Origin of the sequence: Streptomyces lydicus (assembly GCF_001729485.1) — a bacterium.
GTDB classification, from domain to species: Bacteria; Actinomycetota; Actinomycetes; order Streptomycetales; family Streptomycetaceae; genus Streptomyces; species Streptomyces lydicus_D.
This window is the reverse complement of sequence record NZ_CP017157.1, coordinates 3,928,223-3,950,166: the sequence shown is the minus strand read 5'-3', so window position 1 is coordinate 3,950,166 and position 21,944 is coordinate 3,928,223. Positions and strand designations below refer to the sequence as shown.

Genomic DNA, 21,944 nt, shown 5'->3' with positions numbered 1-21,944 from the left:
GAGGACACCTCCGGCGGCGGCACGACCGTGGACCGCACCGTCCCCACCGCGGCGGGCCGCCCGCCCGCCGGCCCCGGCCTCCGGCGCCCGCCTATCCCAGTCGGTCGGCCCAGTCCGCGGGGACTCGTCCCGCGGGGCCGGGGGTGGGCTGGTCGACGGGGTGGCTCTCGGGGGGAGCCAGGGGCGGGCCCGAGGCGTACCCCTCCGAGGTCTCGTAGTCGTAGAACCATGCCTCGCCCGGTTCGAAGCTGCGGATCACCGGGTGCCCACTGTCCCGGGCGTGGGCCGTCGCGTGCTTGCCGGGCGAGTCGTCGCAGCAGCCGATGTGACCGCACTGTGCGCACCGTCGCAGGTGGAACCACCAGCCGCCACCGGCGTCGCATTCGACGCATCCGGTTCCGCTGGGTGGGACGGCGGGGTCGATTCCGTGCGGGGAGGTCATGACGGCTCCTGTGGGGGGTGGGGGTCGGCGGAGGCCAGCGGCAGGCGTACCTGGAAGCGGGTGTCACCGGGAACGGAATCGAACCGCAGGTCCCCGTTGTGCTTGTTGGCGATGATGCGCCAGGAGATGTCCAGGCCGAGACCTGTGCCTTCACCCACCGGTTTGGTGGTGAAGAACGGGTCGAAGATGCGGTCGCGGATCTCCGTGGGAACTCCGGGACCGGTGTCGCGGAATTCGACGAGCAGCCGGTCCCCGTCGCGCGCGGTGCGCACCGTCAAGGTGCCGTCGGTGTCCGTGCCGTTCATCGCCGAGACGGCGTTGTCGATCAGGTTCGTCCATACCTGGTTGAGTTCGCTGGGGTAGGCCGGGATCTTCGGCAGGCTGCGGTCGTAGTCCTTGACGACGGTGATGCGGGGGCCGATCTTCGCGGAGACCATCAGCAGGGTGCTGTCGAGCAGTTCATGGATGTCGGTGACCTGGTAGGGCGCCCGATCGAGTTGCGAGTACTGCTTGGCCGCCGTGACGAGGACCGAGACGCGGGTGGTGGACTCCTCGATCTCGTTCATCAACAGCTCCGTCTCCACGGTGTAGTTGAGCCACCGCACGGCGCCTTCGAGGGTCTCGTCGTCCACGGCCGCGGCGACCCGGTCCAGCCAGTCGGTGTCCAGGCCGGCTTGTACGAAGGTCGGCGCGAGCTGCCAGCCGTCCCCGATGCCGTGGTCGTCCAGCCAGTCGGAGAGGGCGTCCTCCCGGTCCGCGGCTTCCAGCGGGCTCAGGTCGGCGGCCTTGGCGACGCGTTCGGCGGTGCGTTCCTGGAGGTCGACGAGCGCCTCCAGGGTGTCGCGCCGGTACGGGCTCGCCGCGATGATGCCGAGCTTGTGGCGCATTCCGGCGACCCGCTCGCGGAGTGCGGAGGTGGCGCGCACGGCCGCGGCGGCCGGGTTGTTCAGCTCGTGGGTCAGCCCGGCGGACAGCGACCCGAGAGCCAGCAGCCGTTCCCGCTGACCGACCGCCTCCTGGGCACTCTTGACGCCGAAGAAGAGACCTTCCAGCAGGTGCACGGCCATCGGGAACCACTCGCGCATGATGGTGGCGAAGGTCTCCGCGGGCAGGACGAAGAAGCGCGTGGGCTCAAGGACGCGGAGCGAGCTGTTGTAGACCTGCCGCAGGCGGTCTCCCAGGTAGGACTGGAAGGCCCCCGCGTACACCCCGCGGCTGGAGCTCCGGTTGGTCTCCACGTCGTAGTCCCCGATCCGGCGGGAGAGCACGAGGGTCCCTTCGAGCAGCACGTAGAAGCACGTGGCGGGGTCACCCTCCTCGTACACGGGCCCGGGGGCGAACTCCTCCACCCGGCCTTCGCGGCAGAGCCGGGCGAGCTGGTCGGGGGCCAGCTTCTCGAACAGGAACAGCGAGCCGAGTTCTTCCTGGCTGCACGGCATCGGCCGGCCGTTCATGACTGCTCCAGGTATCGGTGGACGAGCATGACCGCCATGGCTCCCTCGCCCACTGCGGACGCGACCCGCTTGGCGGACTCGGCGCGGGCGTCCCCCGCGACGAACACGCCCGGGACGTTGGTTTCCAGGTGGTAGGGCGGCCGGTCCAACTCCCACCCCGCCGGCGGGTGTCCGTCCGCGGTCAGGTCGGGGCCGGTCATGATGAAGCCGCGGGGGTCCCGGAGCACCATGCCCTCCAGCCAGTCGGTCCGCGGGACCGCGCCGATGAAGACGAACATCCACTGGGCGTCGACGCGTTCGGTGTGGCCGGTCGCCGTGTCACGGACGGTGATCTGTTCCAGGTGATCCGCGCCGTGGGCGGCGTCGACGACCGTGTGGGCCCGCACGGAGATCGTGGGCGTCTCGTCGACCTGCTGGACGAGGTAGTGCGACATCGACGCGGCCAAGGACGACTGACGCACCAGTATGGTGACCGACCTGGCGCTCCGGGCCAGGTAGATCGCGGCCTGGCCCGCGGAGTTCGCGCCGCCGACGATGTACACGTCCTGGTCCTGGCAGGCGGCCGCTTCGGTCAGCGCCGAGCCGTAGAACACTCCGCAGCCGGTCAGCTCGGACACGTGGGGTGCGTCCAGTTGCCGGTACGACACTCCGGTCGCGAGGATCACGGCGTGCGCGGCGACGGCGGAGCCGTCCGAGAACCGGACGACGCGCGAGGCACCGTTGATCTCCAGTCCGGTCACCTCGCGCGCGGTCAGTATTTCGGCACCGAACTTCGCCGCCTGGCGTCGGGCCCGGTCGGTGAGCTGCGCCCCGGACACGCCGTCCGGAAAGCCGAGGTAGTTCTCGATGCGCGAGCTCTGGCCGGCTTGGCCTCCGGTCGCCGAGCGTTCCACGAGGACGGTCCGCAGACCTTCGGAGGCCCCGTATACCGCCGCCCCCAGTCCGGCGGGGCCGCCGCCGATGATGACGAGGTCGTAGAAGTCGGTTGCCGGTGTCGTCGCGAGGCCGACCCGGGCGGCGAGTTCCCGGTCCTCGGGCTCGACGAGGGCCGTGCCGTCCGGCGGGATCACCAGCGGGAGCCGCAGACCTTCCTGGCCCGCCGCGCTCAACAGCCGTCGGCCTTCCGGGTCCTCGGACGAGTACCAGCGGTAGGGCACCTGGTTGCGGGCCAGGAACTCCCGTACCGCCGAGGAGCGCGCCGACCAGCGGTGTCCGACGACCTTGGTGATGGTCACCGGCCGGTGGACGGTGGCCCGCCAGGCCGACAAGAGATCGTCGAGGACGGGATAGAGCTTCTCCTCGGGCGGCTCCCAGGGCTTGAGGAGGTAGTGGTCGAGGTCGACGACATTGATCGCGTCGATGGCCGCGTCGGTGTCCGCGTACGCGGTCAGCAGTACCCGGCGGGCGCCGGGATGGATGTCGAGGGCCTGCTCAAGGAATTCGATGCCGTTCATCTCCGGCATCCGGTAGTCGGCAACGATCACCGCGACGGGGGCGCCACGCAGCTTCAGCTCGCGCAGCGCGTCAAGGGCGGATGCGCCGGACTCCGCGCGGACGATGCGGTACGAGGCACCGTACTGACGCCGCAGATCGCGGGCGACAGCGCGCGACACGCCCGGGTCGTCATCCACGGTCAGGATGACGGTCCGCGCCGGACTGGCAGCCTGTTCCCTAGGCATCCCGTCCCCGGTCGATTGCCCTTCCGCACCCCGTTCATGTGCCTGTCCGGCACAGCAACATCGCAGCAATGTCCATTTTAGAAGCAATTGCCACGGCCTGCTGTGCAGGTCAGGGCCAGGCGACGGCCTGGTGTCTCACGTGGCGCTCGGCGGGGCCGTAGCTGCCGGTCATGCTCATGCAGCCGAGGCCGAGTCGGGAGACGACCGGGCCGTCGGGTCCAAGGGTGGGGTGCATTGCTCCTCCGTCACTTCGTCAGGGCCGCGCGGAGGAACGCGAGGATCTCCGCCTGGGCCGCCTCGGCCTGTGGTTCCACGCCGGGCAGGGTGAGGAACGCGTGCTTCGCGCCCGGGTATTCGGAAAGGCGCACGGGCGTTCCTGACCCGCGCAGCCGCTCGGCGTAGCGGCGGCCGTGGTCGGCGAGCGCGTCCTGCGTGGGCACCACCACGAGCGCCGGGGCCAGCCCGCTCAGATCGTCCGCGTGCAGCGGCGACAGTGCGCGGGCGTCGGTTCCCGACGGGACGGCGAGCCGCTGGACGAGCCGGAGTTGGGGCAGGGCCCGGGTCGGCCTGTGGGCGTACTCGGTCATCGAAGCGTGGTCGAACATCGTCGCGCTCACGTCGACCGCGGGGTTGACCAGCACCTGCGCCGTGAGCTCCAGGCCGGCCTCCCGGGCCCGGATGGCCGTCAGGGCGCTGATCAGCGCGCCGAAGCTCTCGCCGAACACGGCCACCCGCGCCGGGTCGACGCCCCACTGCGCGGCGTGCCGCACCACATGGTCGAGCACGTCCCAGCCGTCGTCGACGGCGTTCACGAGCGGGCTGTCCGGGGCGAGGAGGCGGTGCTCGACCGAGACGACGAGCGCGGGCAGCGCCGCGGCGAGGTGGCTGTTGGTCCAGTCGCACTGCGCCGCCGTGCCCACGAAGCCGCCTCCGTGGACGTGGACCACGAGTGGCAGGCCGGTTCGGGCTGCGGCTCGGCCGTCTCCCGTCGGGGCCGGCCGGTACACCCGGACCGGCAGGTCGCGGCCGGGCAGCGCGATTTCCTGCCAGTCGATCGTGGCGCCGGGGTCCGGCTCCCCGAGGATCGTCCGCGCCGCGCCGGAGGCCCGGAAGCGGTTCTCGGCGTCGCGGTAGGCGATCAGTTCCTCGGTCGTGATCGCCGAGAAGTCCGGCTCCGGCGGCCGTGCCGCGGTAGTGGTCTCGCTCATGTCTCCGTCTCCCCTCCCGGCCGGACGCCGGGTGTGCCGTTGCGATCGGACAGTGCGTTGCCCCGATTATGCACGCGGTGCGTGCAACAGCAAGTGCACAGGTAGGCTGAGTCCGGACGAGAGGGGCGAGATGACTGGCCGAAGGCGATGGTCGACCGAGGAGATCCTGGACACGGCGACGGAATTGCTGCGCGCGGGCGACGCCGAGTCGTTCAGCGTGCGCAAGCTCGCCACAGCGCTCGGGACCGACTCCTCCAGCCTCTACCGGCACTTCCGCAACAAGACCGAACTGCTGCGCGCGGTCGCCGACCGGATCCTGCTGGCCGCCATGGACGGCTACCGCCCCGAGGGCGACTGGAAGCAGCGCATCACCGCCCTGGCCCTGCGCCTGCGCGAGGCTTTCGGCGGGCAGCCCCAACTCTCCGCGATCTGGGGACGCTACGGGTCCGGCGGCACCGGATCCCGGCTGGTCATGGAAGAGGTGCTACAGGCCCTGCAGACCGCCGGCCTGCCCGACCAGGAGATCCCCGCGCGCTACCACCGGATCGTGATCCTCCTCGCCGCGCTGATCACCTCCGAGGCGGGCATCAGCACCATCACGCCCGAGGAGTACGAACAGGGCATGGAGCAGTTCCGCGTCGCGGTGCTCGGCGCCGATCCCGAGCGCTTCCCCGCCCTGGCCCACTTCGCCCGCGACATCCGCCCCCTCGGAGCAGACCGCCGCGCCGCGTTCGAAGAGCTCCTCGCCGCCCAACTCGCCCATATCGAGGCTCAGATCTCCTGAGAGGGGCGGTCCGCCACCCCGGGCAGTACGCGCAGCACCCCCCTGCCCGACAGGCGACCCGCCGTCAGCTTCTGCGGGGCCACGAGTCCAGCTTCGCTAATTGTTGGAGTCGGACAAGCTCGCGCTTTTGAATCGGTCGTCTCCCACCCTGATTTCCCTCCTGCCCGCTGACATGATCCATGAAAGCAAGTAAGGCGCTATGTGGTAACTGCACAATTCAAGGAGGCTCGTGTGACCCGTAACGGTCGTGTGCTGGTGACTGGCGTCGGTGCGATGACACCCCTGGGAGCCGATGCGCCGTCGTCGTGGTCGGCGCTGCTGGACGGCAAGTCGGGGGTGCGTTTCCTGGAGGAGGAGTGGGCCGCGGACCTGCCCGTGCACGTAGCGGCCGGGCTCACGGTGGACCCTGCCGCGCTGCTTCCGAGGGCCGAGGCCAGGAAGCTGGACCGCGGTGAGCAACTCGCCCTCCTCAGTGCGCGCGAGGCTTGGCAGGACGCCGGTACTCCGCAGGTCGAGCCGGAACGGTTCGCCGTCGTCATAGGTACGGGGACCGGTGGCGTCCTCACCACCCTGGGGCAGGACGACGTCTTCGAACGCGCCGGGAGTCGCCGGCTGTCGCCGTTCGCGGTCCCCATGCTGATGCCCAACGGGCCGGCCGCCTGGGTGAGCATGGACCTGGGCGCGAAGGGCGGCGCCAGGACCCCGGTGAGTGCCTGCGCGTCCGGGGCGGAGGCCCTCGCCCTGGGGCAGGATCTGATCCGCAGCGGGCGGGCGGACGTGGTCGTCGCAGGTGGGGTGGAAGCCTGTCTGCATCCCTTCACCCTCGCGGCATTCGCCCAGATGAAGGCCCTGTCGACGCAGTCCGTGGAACCGGAGGCCGTGTCCCGCCCGTTCGACGTCAAGCGGTCCGGGTTCGTCATGGGCGAGGGCGCGGGAATGATGGTGCTCGAACGCGACGAGTTCGCCCGGGCGCGCGGCGCACGTTCCTACGGCACGCTGGCCGGCAGTGCCGTGAGTTCGAGCGCGAACCACATCACGGCCTCCGACGCGGAGGGCCAGACCTTCGCCATGGAACTGGCGCTCCGCGACGCCGACCTGTCCCCGGCGGACATCGGGATCGTGCACGCCCACGCGACCTCGACGGAGTCCGGTGACCTGGCGGAGGCCGCGGCAATCGGCCGAGCGATCGGCAGCCACGCCGCGGTGACGGCGACGAAGTCGATGACGGGTCACATGATGGGCGCGTCCGGAACGATTGGCGCCATGGCCGCCCTGTTCGCGCTCAAGGACGGAACCGTGCCGGCCACGCGCAACCTCGACGAACTCGACCCGCACGTGGAACTGGACGCCGTGCGCGGCAAGCGGCGCACCGGTCAGTGGTCTGCTGCGTTGGCCAACTCGTTCGGGTTCGGCGGACACAACGTCAGTCTCGTCCTCACCAAGTGACGGGGATGCCTTGACCGCCGCGCCGGCGAATGGGGCCGCCCGGTTGCCGCCCACTCGTGATGTCAGGAGCTGGGCGGCCTCGGCGGCCGGGCCGACGCGTTCGCCGCCGAGCCGGTCGTTGATGCGGGTCAGGCAGGGGGTGACGGCCCGGCCGGTTCAGTAGCCGATGGTGTGGTTCCGCAGAAGCTGACGTGCCCTGCCGCCGGTGTCGAGGTTTGCGGTAGACCTCGCGGTGAAGTACTCGCGGAACGTGGCGACGTGGTGGGTGGTCAGCAGCGCGATGGTGCGGTTCCAGGTGCCGCCGTCGGTGGTGCGCCACAGGTCGAGCAGTGAGCCGCCCACGTTGCCCTGGACGGTGTCACCGTTGTCGAACGCGGGGTCGTGGGCGAAGCTGATGGGTATTCCGTTCTCCCCGACGTACCGGTAGTCACCCAGGACGTAGGCGGCGGCCGAGTCGGCGAAGCCCTCCACCCACGCGCAGGTGTCGGAACTCGCCTTGTCGACCCAGTGCGGGTTGCAGTGGGTGACCCGCGGGAACCAGCCGCCGAACAGCCTGTGTTGGAGGAAATGCGCGCTCTCGTGCAGCACCGTGTGTTCGGAGTCGGGCACGGCGCCGGCCAGGTGGACGGTGTTGCGCTCGGTCTCGTAGTAGGCGTCGGAAGGCGCCGACGGGAACCACTGCATGGTCAGTTCGGTGCAGGTGCTGTCGTCGGTCTCGCGGGCGCTCCAGCAGTTGCTCTCGGGGTTGCCACGCTTCCACCACAGCTCGTTTCCGGTGTCGAAGGCATGCCAGGCGCGCATGTCACCGAACGGCGGCTTCCTGGCTCCCAACGATCTGTCGGCCGAAACAGCCTTCTGTACGGGAGAGTTCCAGGTGAAGGTGGCTCCTGACTCGTTGGTGACCTTCCAGAGTTTGCCGCTCTCCGCCGAGACCCGGACCCACATCAGGTCCATCGACTGTGACGCCGCCTCGGGGGTGTAGCACGCCCGGAAGCGGCCGTCGGAGACATCCGTGAACAGGGCTTGGGTGGTGAGTTTGCGCACGCTGCCCAACGCCTGTTCGCGGCCCCACAGTTCGACGTTGGCGTTGCGTACCGGTTTGGTCTTCCACGGTTTGCCGGGTCCGTTCTCGGCCGACCGGTAGTCAAAGCGGAGGGAGCCGGTCAGGCAGATCCTCTTGGGGGCCGCACTGGCCCCGCCGGAGAAGAGCAGGGGGAGGGAGAGGGCGACTGCCACCAGGGCGGCTCCGCCACCTGCTATGACAAACTTTTTCAGGAGAAATCGGCCTTCTGCTTGACGCATGGTGGAACTCTCTGGTCCTCGTCGTCGGGACGGCCCGACGCGAGGCCCCGCCCAGGGCTCACACCCTCCGCGGGGCCTCGCTACCGCTTGTTGACGGCCGGGGCGTCGGTCGTCAGTCCTCGTCCGGGGCGGTGGGGAGCTTGGCCTGGATGACGTCCATGACCGAGGCATCGGTGAGGGTGCTGACGTCCCCCAGGGCCCGGTTTTCCGCCACGTCGCGGAGGAGGCGGCGCATGATCTTGCCCGAGCGGGTGGTGGGCAGGGCGGTCACGGTGAGGATGCGCCGGGGTTTGGCGATCGGGCCGAGCTCCCCGGCGACGTGTCTGCGGAGTTCTTCCGCGAGGGCGTCGGATTCCGAGGCGGTGCCGCGCAGGATGACGAAGGCGCAGATGGCCTGGCCGGTGGTGGGGTCGTTCGCGCCGACCACGGCGGCCTCGGCGACCGCGGGGTGGGAGACGAGGGCGGACTCGACCTCGGTGGTGGAGATGTTGTGGCCGGAGACCAGCATGACGTCGTCGACCCGGCCGAGCAGCCAGATGTCGCCGTCGTCGTCCTTCTTGGCGCCGTCGCCGGCGAAGTACTTGCCCTCGAAGCGGGACCAGTACGTGTCGAGGTAGCGCTGGTCGTCGCCCCAGATCGTGCGGAGCATGGACGGCCACGGCTCGGTCAGCACGAGGTAGCCGCCGGCCCCGTTGGGAACCTCGTGCCCCTCGTCGTCCACGACGGTCGCGCCGATTCCGGGCAGCGGCACCTGCGCCGACCCTGGCTTGGTCGCGGTGACGCCGGGCAGCGGGCTCAGCATCATCGCGCCGGTCTCGGTCTGCCACCAGGTGTCGACGATCGGGCATCGGCCGCCGCCGATGTGCTCCCGGTACCAGACCCATGCCTCGGGGTTGATCGGCTCACCGACCGACCCCAGGAGGCGCAACGACGACAGGTCGTACTCGGCCGGTATGTGGTCGCCCCACTTCATGAAGGTGCGGATGGCGGTGGGGGCGGTGTAGAGGATGGTGACACCGTACTTCTGGACGATCTCCCAGAAGCGGCCCTGGTGCGGGGTGTCCGGGGTGCCCTCGTACAGGACCTGGGTGGCGCCGTTGGAGAGCGGGCCGTAGGTGAGGTACGAGTGGCCCGTCACCCAGCCGATGTCGGCGGTGCACCAGTACACGTCGGTCTCGGGCTTCAGGTCGAAGACCGCGTGGTGGGTGTACGACACCTGGGTGAGGTAGCCGCCGGTGGTGTGCAGGATGCCCTTCGGCTTACCCGTCGTCCCGGACGTGTACAGGATGAACAGCGGGTGCTCGGCGGGGAACGGCTGCGGGCGGTGCTCGGTGGGCTGGCGATCCACGACGTCGTGCCACCACAGGTCCCGGTCCCCGTACCAGGCGGTCGGCTCGCCCGTGCGGCGCACCACCAGGACGTGCTCGACGGTGGGGCACTTCGTCACCGCACGGTCGATGGCCGGCTTGAGGGCGGACGCCTTGCCGCGGCGGTAGCCGCCGTCGGCGGTGATGACCAGTTGGGCGTCCGCGTCCTGGATGCGGGCGGCGACCGCGTCGGCGGAGAAGCCCCCGAAGATGACGGAGTGCGGTGCGCCCAGGCGCGCGCAGGCCAGCATGGCGATGACCGCTTCGGGGATCATCGGCAGGTAGATCGCGACCCGGACGCCGGCCGCCACGCCGAGTTCCACCAGCGCGTTGGCGGCCTTGGCGACCTCGCGCTGCAGCTCCGCGTAGGTGATCGTGCGGCTGTCGCCCGGCTCGCCCTCGAAGTGGAGGGCGACCCGGTCACCCAGACCGTTCTCCACATGCCGGTCCACGCAGTTGTACGCGACATTGAGCTCGCCGTCGGCGAACCAGGAGGCGAAGGGCGGGTCGGACCAGTCCAGCGTCTCGGTCGGCGGCACCGCCCAGCTGAGACGGCGGGCCTGCTCCGCCCAGAAGCCGATCCGGTCGGCGGTGGCCTTCTCGTAGGCGTCGGCGGTGACGTTGGCGGCCGCCGCCAGGGCGGCCGGCGGGGCGAACCGCCGTTCCTCGTGGAGGAGGTTCGCCAGGCTTTCGTTGTTCACGACGTGCTGTTCCTTGGAGTCGTTCGTCGGGTGTGGGAGCGAGGGGTGCGCTGCGGTGGCGTCGGCGTCGCAGCGCTGCGGGTCAGTGCGCGCCGGCACCGGTGAGGGAACGGACTTCCAGCTCCGCGTACTTGTCCGGGTCGGTCTCGCGGGAGGCGAGGGTGCCCAGCCAGCCGGCCAGGAAGCCGATCGGGATGGAGACCAGGCCGGGGTTCTCCAGCGGGAACCAGTGGAAGTCCGCACCGGGCACCAGGGACGCCGGGGTGCCGGAGACGACCGGGGAGAAGAGCACCAGCACCACCGAGGTCAGCAGGCCGCCGTAGATGCTGCACAACGCGCCGGAGGTGTTGAACCGCTTCCAGAACAGGCTGTACAGGAGCGTCGGCAGATTGGCGGAGGCGGCGACGGCGAAGGCCAGGGCCACCAGCGCCGCGGTGTTGAGCTTGTCGGCGAACATGCTGAGTACGACGGCCACCGTGCCGATCCCGACCGCGGCGAACCGCGCCGTCCTGATCTCCTCGCGCTCACCGGCCTTCCCCTTGCGCACGGCGTGGGCGAACAGGTCGTGGGCGAAGGAGGCGGACGAGGTGAGGGTGAGGCCGGCCACCACCGCGAGGATGGTGGCGAAGGCAACGGCGGAGGTCACCGCGAGCAGCGTGCCGCCCAGGGTTGATCCGGGGCCGCCGCCGAGCGCTTCGGCCAGCATCGGGGCGGCCGTGGTGCCCGCCGGGTTGGCGGCCTCGATCGCGGAGTGCCCCACCAGGGCCGCCGCGCCGAAGCCCAGCACGAGCGTCATCAGGTAGAAGCCGCCGATGAGCCCGATCGCCCAGTTCACCGAGGTCCGGGCGGTTTTGGCGGTCGGCACCGTGTAGAAGCGGACCAGGATGTGCGGCAGGCCGGCGGTGCCCAGGACCAGCGCGACCCCGAGGCTGATGAAGTCCAGCTTGGTGGTCGGGCCGGCGCCGTACTTCAGGCCGGGCGAGAGGAAGGCATGGCCCTTGCCGCTGGCCTCGGCCGCCGAGCCGAGGAGCGTGGAGAGGTTCCACCCGAACTTGCTCAGCAGCAGAACGGTCAGCACCAGCGTTCCGGCCATCAGCATCGCGGCCTTGACGATCTGCACCCAGGTGGTGCCCTTCATGCCGCCGACGACGACGTAGAGGATCATCAGGATGCCGACGGCCAGGATGATCCACTTCTTGGGCGCTTCGCCGGAGACGCCGAGCAGCAGGGCCACCAGGGAACCCGCGCCGACCATCTGGGCGAGGAGGTAGACCACGGAGACCACGATGGTCGAGATGCCCGCGGCGGTACGCACCGGCCGCTGACGCAGCCGGAACGCGAGGACGTCGGCCATGGTGAACCGGCCCGTGTTGCGCAGCGGTTCGGCCACCAGGACCAGCGCCAGGATCCAGGCGACGAGGAAGCCGACGGAGTACAGGAACCCGTCGTACCCGAAGAGCGCGATGGTGCCGGTGACACCCAGGAACGAGGCGGCGGACATGTAGTCGCCGGAGAGGGCCAGGCCGTTCTGGAACCCTGAGAAGGAGCGGCCGCCGGTGTAGAAGTCCGTGGTGCCCTTCGTCTGCCGGCTCGCCCACAGGGTGACGCCCAGCGTGGCCGCCACCACGACGAGGAACAGGCCGAGCGTCAGCCAACGGCCGCCGTCCGCACCGGGGGCGGCCAGGGCCGTCTGCCGAAGTTGAGTGATCATGCCTCGGTCCCCTCCGCCGCGAGGTGGCTGTGCGCACGGATGCGGGCCTGCTCGATGCCGTCCTTGATCTGTTCCGCGAGCGGGTCCCGCCGGCGGTTCGCATGCCGGGTGTAGAGCCACGCGGCGAGGAAGGTCGCGGCGAACTGGGCGAGTCCGAGGAAGAGCGCGACGTTCAGATTGCCGACGACCCTGCCGGTCATGAGGCCGGGCGCGTAGCTGGACAGCAGGACGTACAGCAGATACAGGCTGAGCACCGCGGTCGTCGCCACTGCGGCGAACACCCGCTGTGAGCGCCGGAGCTGGCGGAACGGCCGGCCCTGCTGTGCTGTCCGGAACACCGCGGCGGTGGGGTCGTCCGTGGCGGGCGGGGTTCCCGTGCCGCCGGGCGCGTCGGCCGCGGAGCTGTCGGGAGGGGAGGCGTGCGTGGTCATGGGCCTTTCCAGTGGTGGGGCTCGGAGTGGCCCGGCAGCCGGACCGGCCGCGGGGCGCTGGTGCTCACCGGTTCACGGCGACGGTGAACGGGCTCCCTGCCGGCCGATGAGCGGCAGGAGGACTCGGGTCGGCGCGGAGTACGGGACGGCGTGAGCCGGCTCCTGACAGCCGCGCGGTGCCGCACGGCATCCGGTCGCATGACCCTTGTTCAGCCAAAGTGTGGGGCGGGACCGGCCACGATGGATGACGGGCCGTACCGAAGGATTAAGGGACCGCGGTACGGGGCAACGCACCGAAAGATCTCGCGGCCACGGTCCGTTGCTCGCCGTGCCGGCCCCTTGCCGGAAAATTGCCGATTCCTTACAGGCCGACGCCACCCTTCTGGGCAGAGCTGCCGGCCCCGGCGCATGCGGGCTCCCCGTCACCTTCATGCCGCCGGTGGGCCGGCCGCTCCACAGCCAGGTAAGACCGCGTGTCCCCCGTCGTCGGACGGGGGCCGCCCTCCAGACAGTCGTGGTGTGACATGCCGACCAACCCCGCAGCGACCACTCCCCCTACGGAACGGGGCGCGGTCCGGTGCTGATCGGGCGGGAACGTGAGCTGAGCGCGCTCGCCCGGCTGCTCGGGGACCCCTGGACCGGCGGTGACTCCGCTGTCATCAGCGGGGGTTGGGGGTGCGGGAAGACCGCACTGCTGCGGGCCGCCCTGGCGGACATCCGCCAGGACCCCGGGACCTGCGTCGTCTCGGCGGTCGCGGACCCGCTGGAGCGCGACCTGCCCTTCGGCGTGGCCCGCCGGCTCTTCGAGCACCTGGCCGCGGACGACCCGTCGGAGCAGCCGTTCCGCGACGGGACTCCGGACGACGCCCGGCTGCTGGCCCCCTGGACGCAGCGGCCGGACGAACCGGCGTCCGCGGTGACCGCGCAGGACGCGGAGGCCCTCGGCGGCCTGTACCGGCTGTGCGTCCGGCTCGCGGGTGCGAGAAGGCTGTTGATCGCCGTCGACGATCTGCAGTGGGCCGATCCGCACTCCCTCCTCTGGCTGCGGTACCTGCTGCGCAGGGCCGACAACCTGCCGCTGGTCGTGCTCGCCACGCTCGGTCCGGGGGACGCCCGTCCGCACGCTGCTGCCGTGGCCGCCGTCGAGCCGCTGTTCCAGCACCGGCTGACGCTCGACGGCCTCGCCGACGACGCCGTCGAGGCGCTGGTGACCCAGGTCCTGGGTGAGGCCCCTGAGCAGCCGTTCACCGTCGCCTGCCGGGAGGCCACCGGCGGCAACCCCCTTCTGCTGCACGCCGTGCTGCGCGGGCTACGGGCTTCCGGGCAGCGCCCCCGGGCGGAGCTGGCGGACCGGATCACCGGCCGTGTCCCGGCCGACCTGGGCTCGGCCGTGCTCACCCGGATGCAGGAGGTCGATCCGCACGCCGTGACCACGGCCCAGGCCGTCGCGGTGCTCGGGGGCGCGCCGGGCATCGACCTGATCACGGCGGTCACCGGCCTGCCGGAGCCGGCCGTCGCGGACGCCGCGCACCGGCTGGTGGGCACGGGCTGGATGACCGGGACGGAGCACGGCCTGTCCTTCGTCTGCGACGTACTGCCGACGGCGGTCGCCGCGGTGGTGCTGCCGAGCCGGCACAGGGACCTCCACCTCCGGGCGGCCCGGCACCTGCTGGCCCACGAGGCTCCGCTGCTGCGGGTGGCAGCTCATCTGCTGCTCGGTCCCCTGGGCGAGCCGTGGGTGCCGGAGGTGCTCGGCCGGGCGGCGACGCTGGCCGCGGAGCAGGGCGACGACGCGCACGCCGCCGCCCTGCTGCGCCGCGCCCTGCGCGAGGAGCTCACCGCGGAACTGCGGGCCACCCTGCTGGCGACGCTGGGGGAACTGGAACTCACCTCCAGCCTCCCGGTCGCCGTCCGCAATCTGGAGCGCAGCCTGGAACTGTCCACGGCCCCGACACAGCAGACCGCCATCGCCCGCAAGCTGGCCGGCGCGCTCCTGGCTCTCGACCGGCACCCCGACGCGCTGGAGACATTGCGACGCACCAGCGAGGCGGTCCGACCGACGGACCCCGCCCAGGCCCTGCGGCTGGAGATCGACTTCATTCACACCGCCCTGAGCGAGGCGACCTCGGCCCCGGCCGTGATGCCACGGCTGATGGAGCTGGACGTCTCCGACGCGGCCGGCGGCCCTGTGCAGCGGCCCCTGGCCGCCCTGTTGAGCCTGCGCGCGGCCATGGCGGGTACCTCAACAAGCGAAGTGGTGGCCCTGGCCCGGCTGGCGCTGAGCCAGGGCATGGCCCCGGAGGACGACGAGTCCATCGTCTACACCGGCGCGGTGACCTCCCTGGGGGCCGCCGGAGAGACGGAGTTGGCGCTGGCGTACGCCGACGCGGCGGTGCGGGCGGCGCACCCCGGGACCTCGGCCTTCCACTACGCCCACGCCCTCACCACCCGGGCTAACATCCACTGCCGGCGCGGCCGTCTCGCGGACTGCCAGGCCGACGCGGAGGCCGCGCTGGGGGCGCTCGACAGCATCGGCGTCGGCCCGTGCAACGGCCTCAGCACGTTCGCGATCACGACGCTGGCGGAAACGCTGCTCCGGCAGGGCAAGCTCACCGACGCCGAGGACCTGCTGGTACGCGGCGATCTGAGCGGCCGGCTGAACGGCAACTGGATCAATGACTACGTACTGATGGTGCGTGGCTGGTTGCGCTGCGCCCAGGGGCGGTTGGAGGAAGGGCTGGCCGACTTCCTGGTCTGCGGTGAGCGGACCGGCGCCCGCGGGATGCCCAACCCCGGTTTCTTTCCCTGGCGTTCGGAGGCCGCGTTGGTGTACGCGGCCCTGCGGCAGGGCGAGACGGCCAGGACACTGGCGGAGGAGGAGCTGCGGCTCGCCCGCATCTGGGGTGTGCCCGAGGTGACCGGTGTGGCCGTGCGCGCCCTGGGAGTGGTGATCGGCGGGCGGAAGGGACTCGATCTGCTCGGCGAGGCCGTACGGCTCCTCGACGGCACCCCCGCGCGGGTGCGGTACGCCCAGGCGCTGGCCGACTACGGTGTCCTCGCCCGCAAGGTCGGCCGGCTGTCCGAGGCCCGTGCGCACCTGCGGCGGGCGGTGAGTGTCGCCCACGAGTGCACCGCGACGTCGCTGGCCGATCAGGCGCTCGCGGAGCTGCGTGCCGCCGGTGACCGGCCGCGCACCCGGACGTTCCACGGTGTGGGAGCGCTGACCCCCACCGAGCGGCGGGTGGCGGACCTCGCCGGCCGGGGCATGACCAACCGCGAGATCGCCCAGCGCCTCTTCGTCGGTCTGCGCACCGTGGAAGTGCACCTGACCAACGTCTACGGGAAGCTCGCCATCGACGGCCGCGCGGGACTGGCCCGCGCACTGGCCCACGCTGACGCGGATGAGTCGCCGTGACGACCGATCAGCTGGGGCCCGCAGCCCGCGCAATGTCCTGGGTGCCGACCGCGACGCCGCCGCACCCGGTTCGTACCTTCATCAACTCCCCCGCCGTCACGTCCACCCCTACCGAGGAGACACCCATGGGGCTCATCAAATCCACCACCACGGCCCAAGTCGCCGAGGCCGTCCGGCAGTCCGACCCGCTCGCCCGTCCGGTGGTGACCCTGGGCGTGGGCTCGGGACGCCATCCGTTCCTGTACACACTGCTGTCCGGCGGTATCGCCGACGGCGACAGTTTCTTCGTCACCCTCACCGATCGCTCCGTGCTGTTCCACGAGGTGGCGTCGACGGGATACCGGCCGGGGAAGCTGCGGTACGACGTCGCGCACGAGGAGTTCCGCACGCGGATCGGCCAGGTCCGCCGGCGCCCCCTGTGGAGTACCTTCCGGTTTCGGTTCCCCGGGGACGCCGAGGCTGTCCCGCTCAACGTCCGGCGTGCCTGGCGACCGGAGATGGACCGGTTCCTCGACGCGCTGCGCGGGGACCGGCTCCCCGGCCGAGCGGTCGAGGGGCGCTCGTCGTGAACTCACGTCCCCTCCCCCGGCTGCCTCTCAGCCGATGGATACCCCTGGCCCTGGCCCTGGCCGTGGTCAACGGCTGCGGTCCGACCGGCGGCCCCGGCGACACCCCGACGCCGAGCCCCCCACCGAGCACGGCACCACCGCCGCTCCCGCCGCCGGACGAGGCCGTGCAGGGGTGGCACTGCCGGGCACGAACCCGGCTGCCCGAGACCGTCGAGGTGAACTGGTCCGTCGCGGCCCCCGTGCACCGGGCCGCCGCGCCGGACGGAACGTCAGTGGTCGCTCCCGGCTGCCGTGTGTTGCCCTCGTGGGTCTGACGGACCGGCCGCGGCGAGGCGGTTGATGAAGGCGCGCGCCCGTTCCTCGCCCGTCGGATCGCCGAGCTGAGCCAGCGCGGCCCCGCCCTCCGCCGCGCACGTACGGGCCTGACCCGGCCGGCCGACGGCGGCCAGCACCGCGGCGAGGGACAGCAGCGTATGGGCGCGCTGTGCGTGCAGTCCGTGCGCCCGGCAGACGGCGAGCGCCGTGCCGTACTCCGTCACCGCTTCCTCGTGCCGGCCGAGTTGCGCCAGTGCGTCGCCCAACACGCGCTGAGCCAGGGCGATGCCCACCGGATTGTCCCCGGGCGGGCAGTGGGCAAGGGCGTCCCGGGCGGCTTCCAGCGCCTGGTGCGGCCGGTCGAGCGCGAGCTGGGCGCGGGCGAGGCTGACGGAGCACTGGGCGGCCATACCTGGCTCACCGCTCTCGCACGCCAGGGCGTGCGCGCTCCGGTAGTGGCCGATGGCCCTGTCCAGGCCGTCCGGCTTCACACTGGCGACCACACCCATGGTGTACACGACGCGGGGGGCCAGTACCCGGTCCGCGGGGTCGAGCGTCTCGTGGGCGCGGGCGGCCAGCGCGGCCGCCTCCTCGTGGTGTCCGCTCCATGCGCAGGCGACGCCCGCCGCGATACAGCTGAAGACGGTCGCGAGCCGCTCCCCGTGGTGGTCGGCGGCGCGCAGCAGCGTATGGCCCAGCTGATGTATGGCATCCCACGGCAGGCAGAAGTCGGTGAACGGCATGAGCAGCGCCAGCAGACCCGACAGGGTGCGGGTGTCCTCCGCGCTCACCGGGCGATAGGGGTGGTGGAGGATCTGGCCGGCGACGGCCAGCATCGCGGGGAGCTCGTGCAACACCCATTCCTGCGCGTGGAGCGCGTCGGAAAAGGCCGCGGCGCCCGGCATGCCGTCCGGATCGGCGGTGTCGGGCAGCCGGCTGTAGGGCCGCTCGGCGCGCATGGCGCTGCTCGTCCCGGTGAGGTAGAAGCGGGCGACCCGGCTCAGGACCGCCTGCCGGGTGGCGGAGGGGTCGGTGTCCAGGGTCCTGTGGCGGGCGAACAGCCGCAGCAGATCGTGGTAGCGGTACCGGCCGGGTTCCCCGGGTTCCAGCAGGCCGTGGTGGGCCAGGGACTCCAGGAGCGCCTCGGCCTCCCGCCGGTCGCAGTGCAGCGCCGCCGCCGCGGCGGCCGGGGAGAGGTCGGGCACCTCGGGGATGGCCAGCAGCCGGAAGGCGCGCGCCTCCGCGTCGTCCAGCGTCGAGTAACCGAGGTGGAAGACCGATTCGACGGCCAGGCTGCCGGCCTCCAACTCACCCAGCCGCTGAGAGCGATCACTGAGCCGCTCGGCCAGCGACGCGAGCGTCCAGCGCGGACGGGCCACCAGGCGGGCGCCGACGACGCGGACGGCCAGCGGGAGCAGGCCGCACGCCCGCACCAGGTCGCGGGCCGTCCCCTGCTCCTGACGGCACCGCCCACTGCCGGCCATCCGCTCCAGGAGGGCGAGGGCCTCCGGCTCGCTGAACGGTTCGAGCGCGGTGCGGGTGGTCGCCGGGAGGCACATCAGCGCCGTACGGCTGGTGATCAGCGCGGCGCTTCCGGCGGTACCCGGCAGCAGGGCGCTCACCTGCTCGGTGTCGGCGGCGTTGTCCAGCAGGAGCAGCAGCCGGCGGCCGGCCATCCGCGAACGGTAGAGCGCGGTACGCGCCTCCCGCCCACTGGGCACATTGCCGGCCAGGACCCCCAAGGAGCGCAGGAACAACTCCTGCACCTCATAAGGATTCGCGCGCTCCCGTCCGGTCCCGCGCAGGTCGACATAGAGCTGGCCGTCGGGGAACTGCTCCCGCACGGCGTGCGCCGCGTGCACGGCCAGTGCGGTCTTCCCCACACCTCCCATGCCGTGGATCACGCAGATCACCGGAGCGGTCGCGTCCGTCCGCACGGCACCGGCCAGCGCGTCGCGGACCTGCCGGATCTCCTCCCTGCGTCCGGTGAAGTCGGGGACGTCGGGCGGGGCCTGCGCCGGCGGCACCCAGGTCGGCCGGTCCGGTCCGGCGGCCGGGCCGGGCGCCGGGGGCGCGGCCGCCGCGCCCGACGGCGGTGCCAGCGTCGGATCCGCTTCCAGGATGCGCTGGTGCAGACGTACCAGCTCAGGGCCCGGATCGACGCCCAGCTCCGCGGCGAGGTGCCGTCTGGCCGCGGTGTACACGGCCAGCGCGTCGGCCTGCCGGCCGCAGCGGTACAGCGCCAGCATCTGCAACGCACGCAGCCCCTCGCGCAGCGGATGTTCGTCGGCCAGCGCGAGCAGTTCCCCGACGACCCGGGTATGTCCGCCGAGCTGGAGTTCCAGGGTCAGCCGCGCCTCGACGAGGAGGAGACGGTACTCCACGAGGCGGTCCCGCTGCCTCTGGGCGTACGGGCCGGGCACCCCCGTCAGCGGAGTGCCGTCCCACAGCGCCTCGGCCTCGGCAAGGATGCGGACGGCCGGCTCCAGATCCCCCTGGCTCCGGGCCGCCTGCGCCCGGGCATGGAGCCGTTCGGCCTGGGTGACGTCCAGCGCCCCGTCCGGCAGGCGCAGCGCATAGCCGCCGCCGACGGAGACCAGCGCCTGGGGTGCGGCGGAGTCGCTCTCCAGCACGGTGCGCAGGCGTGAGACGTGGTTGCGTACCGCGACGTGCGCGCTGGCCGGCGGCTCCGCTCCCCAGACGTCCCGCACCAGCTCGTCCGCGGAGGCGACCTGCCCGCACCGCAACGTCAGTGAGGTGAGCACCGCGCGCTGCTGTGCCGGTCCGGTGTCCAGTTGCCGCTCACCGCGCCATGCCCTCAGCGGACCCAGCGCCGCAATCCGCAGCCCCCGCATGCCCTGCTCCAACGTTCCGACCCACGGCATCAGTCATCGCTCAACCTGTCATGGTTCATTGGCCGAGAACCGAGGGGGCGGGCACTTGCCGGGAAGTGACACCCCGTAGTCATTATCACCGGACGCGCGTACGACGACCGGAGTGTCCACTGGTCGATACGGGGCGGCGGTCGCACGCCACCACCGCGCACGGCGTCACCGTCACGCGCTGCGATGGATGAGGAAAGGCAGCAGGGTGCGGATCTCGTCGCATGCCGTCGGCTCCAGGTCGAGCGCTGTCAGGCAGTCGTGGGCCCTGTTGAGGTGCTGTTGGGCTTCGCTGCGGGTGGCGTGGCGCCCGCCCGCCTCCTCGATGAGATCGGCGGCCTGCCGGGCGCCGGCGTCGTCCAGTGTCCCGCCCGATTCGAGAATCCCTATGAGCTGCCCCGCGGCCCCGGTGTCGGTGGCCAGCGCCGCCAGGACAGGGTAGGTCTTCTTCAGCCGTCGCAGATCGCTGTATACCGGTTTGCCGGTGTCCTGCGGGTCTCCCCAGATACCCAGAAGGTCGTCAACTGCTTGGAAGGCCACCCCGAGATGCCGGCCGGCTCGGGTAAGACCTGCGACGGTCGCGGCCGGTGCGCCGGCGAGCACGGCGCCCAGACCGGTGGCACACCCGAGCAGTGCACCCGTCTTGTGCTCGGCCATCGACCGGTACTCGTGCACCCGGACCGCGTCCGGGCCCGCCCATGAACGGAACTCGAAGGAGAGGTCGTCGGCCTGACCCCGCGCCATGTCGTGCAAGGCGTCGGCGAGGTGCCGTACTGCTGCTCCGACTTGTGCCGCCGGGGCGTCGCAGAGGATCTGGGCAGCGAGGGCGCACATCGCGTCGCCGGCCAGGATCGCGGGTCCGGGACCGTATGCCTTCCAGGTGCTCTCGCGCTGCCGACGGGTCTCATCGCCGTCCATGATGTCGTCGTGCACGAGGGAGAAGGTGTGCACCAACTCCACGGTGACCGCACCGGCGAGGGCGCACTCCGCGGGCGCCCCAACGGCCTCGGCGCAGAGCACCGCGAGTGCCTGGCGCACCCCCTTGCCCTGGGAGCCGGGGCGGAAGCCGTCCTCCGACCTGGTCCATCCGAGCGCGTGGGCTGCCATCTCTGCCAGCCACGGGTGGAGGCGCTCGACGGCCTCCACGAGCGCCGGTTGCACCAACTCGCGGCAGCGGGCCAGGGTCTGCGACGCGGCGGCCTGGGGCGCTGTAGCAGGCGTCATGATCGGGAGTGTCCTTTCGGGTGGGGGATTCCTGTGCACGTCCGGGTCTCCGTCCGGCGGCCACGACGGGGCGGTCCGCGGACAGAGGGCAGCCCGGTCGGGCATCCCGAGCGCGGTCGGGATGCCCGACCGCGTACACCGGACACGGTCGTGGCACGGCAGGGGCGTGTCCTGCGGGTCGCGCCTGGTCCGCGATGCGGTTCCGCCGGTGGAGCCACCGGGGGTGGCCGGCGGTACCTGTGCCGAGCCGGGCCCGGCGGTGGCCGCGCTGGGCGGCGAACACAGCCCCTGTTCAGCCAAGTTAGGTGGCGAACAAGCCGCGAGGGATGACGGGCGGCACCGAAGGATTTGGACGGCATCTCACAGGAGGGCCGGCGGCCGGCTCCGGGAGCACGCCCGGATCATCGCGGCCGGTGCCACGGGGCTGCCGTGCCGTTACGGGGAAACCCGCGCCGCCGGATGACAACCGGTGGCCCGATGCCGGAAGCCGCGGCCGAAGGAGCACGAGCGGCGCATCACTGCTCATCGACGGGTGGCTGACGGGCGAGGAACTCCTCGAACGCCGCCTTCTGCTTCGGATCCATGAATCCTTGGCGGACATCGCGGGCCTGCGTCTGGAGCCAGTGCGCCTCGCCGGGGTCCAGGAGCTCGGCGACCACTACGCCTCCGCGAGCGACCGCCGTGCGCCCTCCCACGCGACGGCGAAAGAGCGTGAACGCTCCGAATTCCGCCGGGTGAGCCAGTTCCGGCCGTTCCGATTCAGCCCGGTTCCCGTCCCCGGGGTCACTCGCCGGGTAGGCGGAGGGGGCCCAATGCTCCCAGAGCGCCAGCGTGGCCGCGGGCACCAGCACGGCGCGCTCCGCCTCTGCACACCCCTCCCACACGAACGTGACGGTGACGGGCTCGCCGACCGCCTCGGCCAGGCCGAGCACCCGCTCCACCTCATCGTTGACCGGGTGACCCGCCACCACCTCTATCTGAATTCCCATGGCGCCCGAGGCTACTGGCCGCCTC

Annotated in this window: 16 protein-coding genes; 4 read left to right on the top strand and 12 right to left on the bottom strand. The window is 71.7% G+C overall.

Annotated elements, in window-relative coordinates; all coding sequences use genetic code 11:
• Positions 1-91 precede the first annotated feature (91 nt).
• From SL103_RS17110 to SL103_RS17095, 5 genes are all read right to left on the bottom strand, one after another.
• Positions 92-442 (bottom strand): UBP-type zinc finger domain-containing protein, encoded by a 351-nt coding sequence (locus SL103_RS17110; protein WP_069569879.1) that lies wholly within the window; start codon positions 440-442, stop codon positions 92-94.
• Positions 439-1,896, bottom strand: coding sequence for an ATP-binding protein (locus tag SL103_RS17105; protein WP_069569878.1), 1,458 nt, complete (start codon positions 1,894-1,896; stop codon positions 439-441). The genes SL103_RS17110 and SL103_RS17105 overlap by 4 nt, the downstream gene beginning before the upstream one ends.
• Positions 1,893-3,575: an FAD-dependent oxidoreductase gene (locus SL103_RS17100; RefSeq protein ID WP_069569877.1), complete on the bottom strand. Its 1,683-nt coding sequence runs from the start codon at positions 3,573-3,575 to the stop codon at positions 1,893-1,895. Before SL103_RS17100 ends, SL103_RS17105 begins: the two co-directional genes overlap by 4 nt.
• Positions 3,576-3,684: 109 nt before the next feature.
• The gene (locus SL103_RS39250) at positions 3,685-3,810 is read right to left on the bottom strand and encodes a hypothetical protein (RefSeq protein WP_279631159.1); all 126 of its coding nucleotides are present in this window, start codon (positions 3,808-3,810) and stop codon (positions 3,685-3,687) included.
• A gap of 10 nt (positions 3,811-3,820) precedes the next feature.
• Positions 3,821-4,783, bottom strand: a complete 963-nt coding sequence (locus tag SL103_RS17095; RefSeq protein WP_069569876.1) for an alpha/beta hydrolase — start codon at positions 4,781-4,783, stop codon at positions 3,821-3,823.
• Between the two features lie 130 nt (positions 4,784-4,913).
• On the opposite strand from SL103_RS17095, the gene SL103_RS17090 reads away from it, so the two are divergent.
• Positions 4,914-5,567: a TetR/AcrR family transcriptional regulator gene (locus tag SL103_RS17090; protein WP_069569875.1), complete on the top strand. Its 654-nt coding sequence runs from the start codon at positions 4,914-4,916 to the stop codon at positions 5,565-5,567.
• Positions 5,568-5,798: 231 nt separating this feature from the next.
• Positions 5,799-7,013, top strand: coding sequence for a beta-ketoacyl-[acyl-carrier-protein] synthase family protein (locus SL103_RS17085; protein WP_279631158.1), 1,215 nt, complete (start codon positions 5,799-5,801; stop codon positions 7,011-7,013).
• A 156-nt stretch (positions 7,014-7,169) separates the two neighbouring features.
• Here SL103_RS17085 and SL103_RS17080 read toward each other — a convergent pair whose 3' ends face one another.
• The 4 genes from SL103_RS17080 to SL103_RS17065 form a co-directional block, all read right to left on the bottom strand.
• Positions 7,170-8,249, bottom strand: coding sequence for a hypothetical protein (locus tag SL103_RS17080; protein WP_079145794.1), 1,080 nt, complete (start codon positions 8,247-8,249; stop codon positions 7,170-7,172).
• Between the two features lie 178 nt (positions 8,250-8,427).
• Positions 8,428-10,383: an acetate--CoA ligase gene (gene acs / locus SL103_RS17075; protein ID WP_069573829.1), complete on the bottom strand. Its 1,956-nt coding sequence runs from the start codon at positions 10,381-10,383 to the stop codon at positions 8,428-8,430.
• 82 nt (positions 10,384-10,465) lie between these two features.
• The gene (locus SL103_RS17070) at positions 10,466-12,094 is read right to left on the bottom strand and encodes a solute symporter family protein (protein WP_069569874.1); all 1,629 of its coding nucleotides are present in this window, start codon (positions 12,092-12,094) and stop codon (positions 10,466-10,468) included.
• Positions 12,091-12,525, bottom strand: a complete 435-nt coding sequence (locus SL103_RS17065) for a DUF485 domain-containing protein (RefSeq protein ID WP_069569873.1) — start codon at positions 12,523-12,525, stop codon at positions 12,091-12,093. Before SL103_RS17065 ends, SL103_RS17070 begins: the two co-directional genes overlap by 4 nt.
• Positions 12,526-13,102: 577 nt before the next feature.
• Here SL103_RS17065 and SL103_RS17060 point away from each other — a divergent pair.
• Positions 13,103-15,940, top strand: coding sequence for a helix-turn-helix transcriptional regulator (locus SL103_RS17060; protein WP_069569872.1), 2,838 nt, complete (start codon positions 13,103-13,105; stop codon positions 15,938-15,940).
• Between the two features lie 125 nt (positions 15,941-16,065).
• Complete coding sequence (locus SL103_RS17055) at positions 16,066-16,509, top strand: hypothetical protein (RefSeq protein WP_069569871.1); 444 nt, start codon at positions 16,066-16,068, stop codon at positions 16,507-16,509.
• Between the two features lie 269 nt (positions 16,510-16,778).
• Here SL103_RS17055 and SL103_RS17050 read toward each other — a convergent pair whose 3' ends face one another.
• The 3 genes from SL103_RS17050 to SL103_RS17040 all read right to left on the bottom strand — a co-directional run bounded on the left by SL103_RS17050 (position 16,779) and on the right by SL103_RS17040 (position 21,919).
• Positions 16,779-19,709, bottom strand: a complete 2,931-nt coding sequence (locus SL103_RS17050; RefSeq protein ID WP_069569870.1) for an AfsR/SARP family transcriptional regulator — start codon at positions 19,707-19,709, stop codon at positions 16,779-16,781.
• A 171-nt stretch (positions 19,710-19,880) separates the two neighbouring features.
• Positions 19,881-20,930, bottom strand: a complete 1,050-nt coding sequence (locus tag SL103_RS17045) for a polyprenyl synthetase family protein (protein ID WP_069569869.1) — start codon at positions 20,928-20,930, stop codon at positions 19,881-19,883.
• A 515-nt stretch (positions 20,931-21,445) separates the two neighbouring features.
• Positions 21,446-21,919 carry a hypothetical protein gene (locus SL103_RS17040; RefSeq protein WP_069569868.1) on the bottom strand — a complete coding sequence of 158 codons (474 nt, stop codon included), beginning with the start codon at positions 21,917-21,919 and terminating at the stop codon, positions 21,446-21,448.
• Positions 21,920-21,944: the final 25 nt, after the last annotated feature.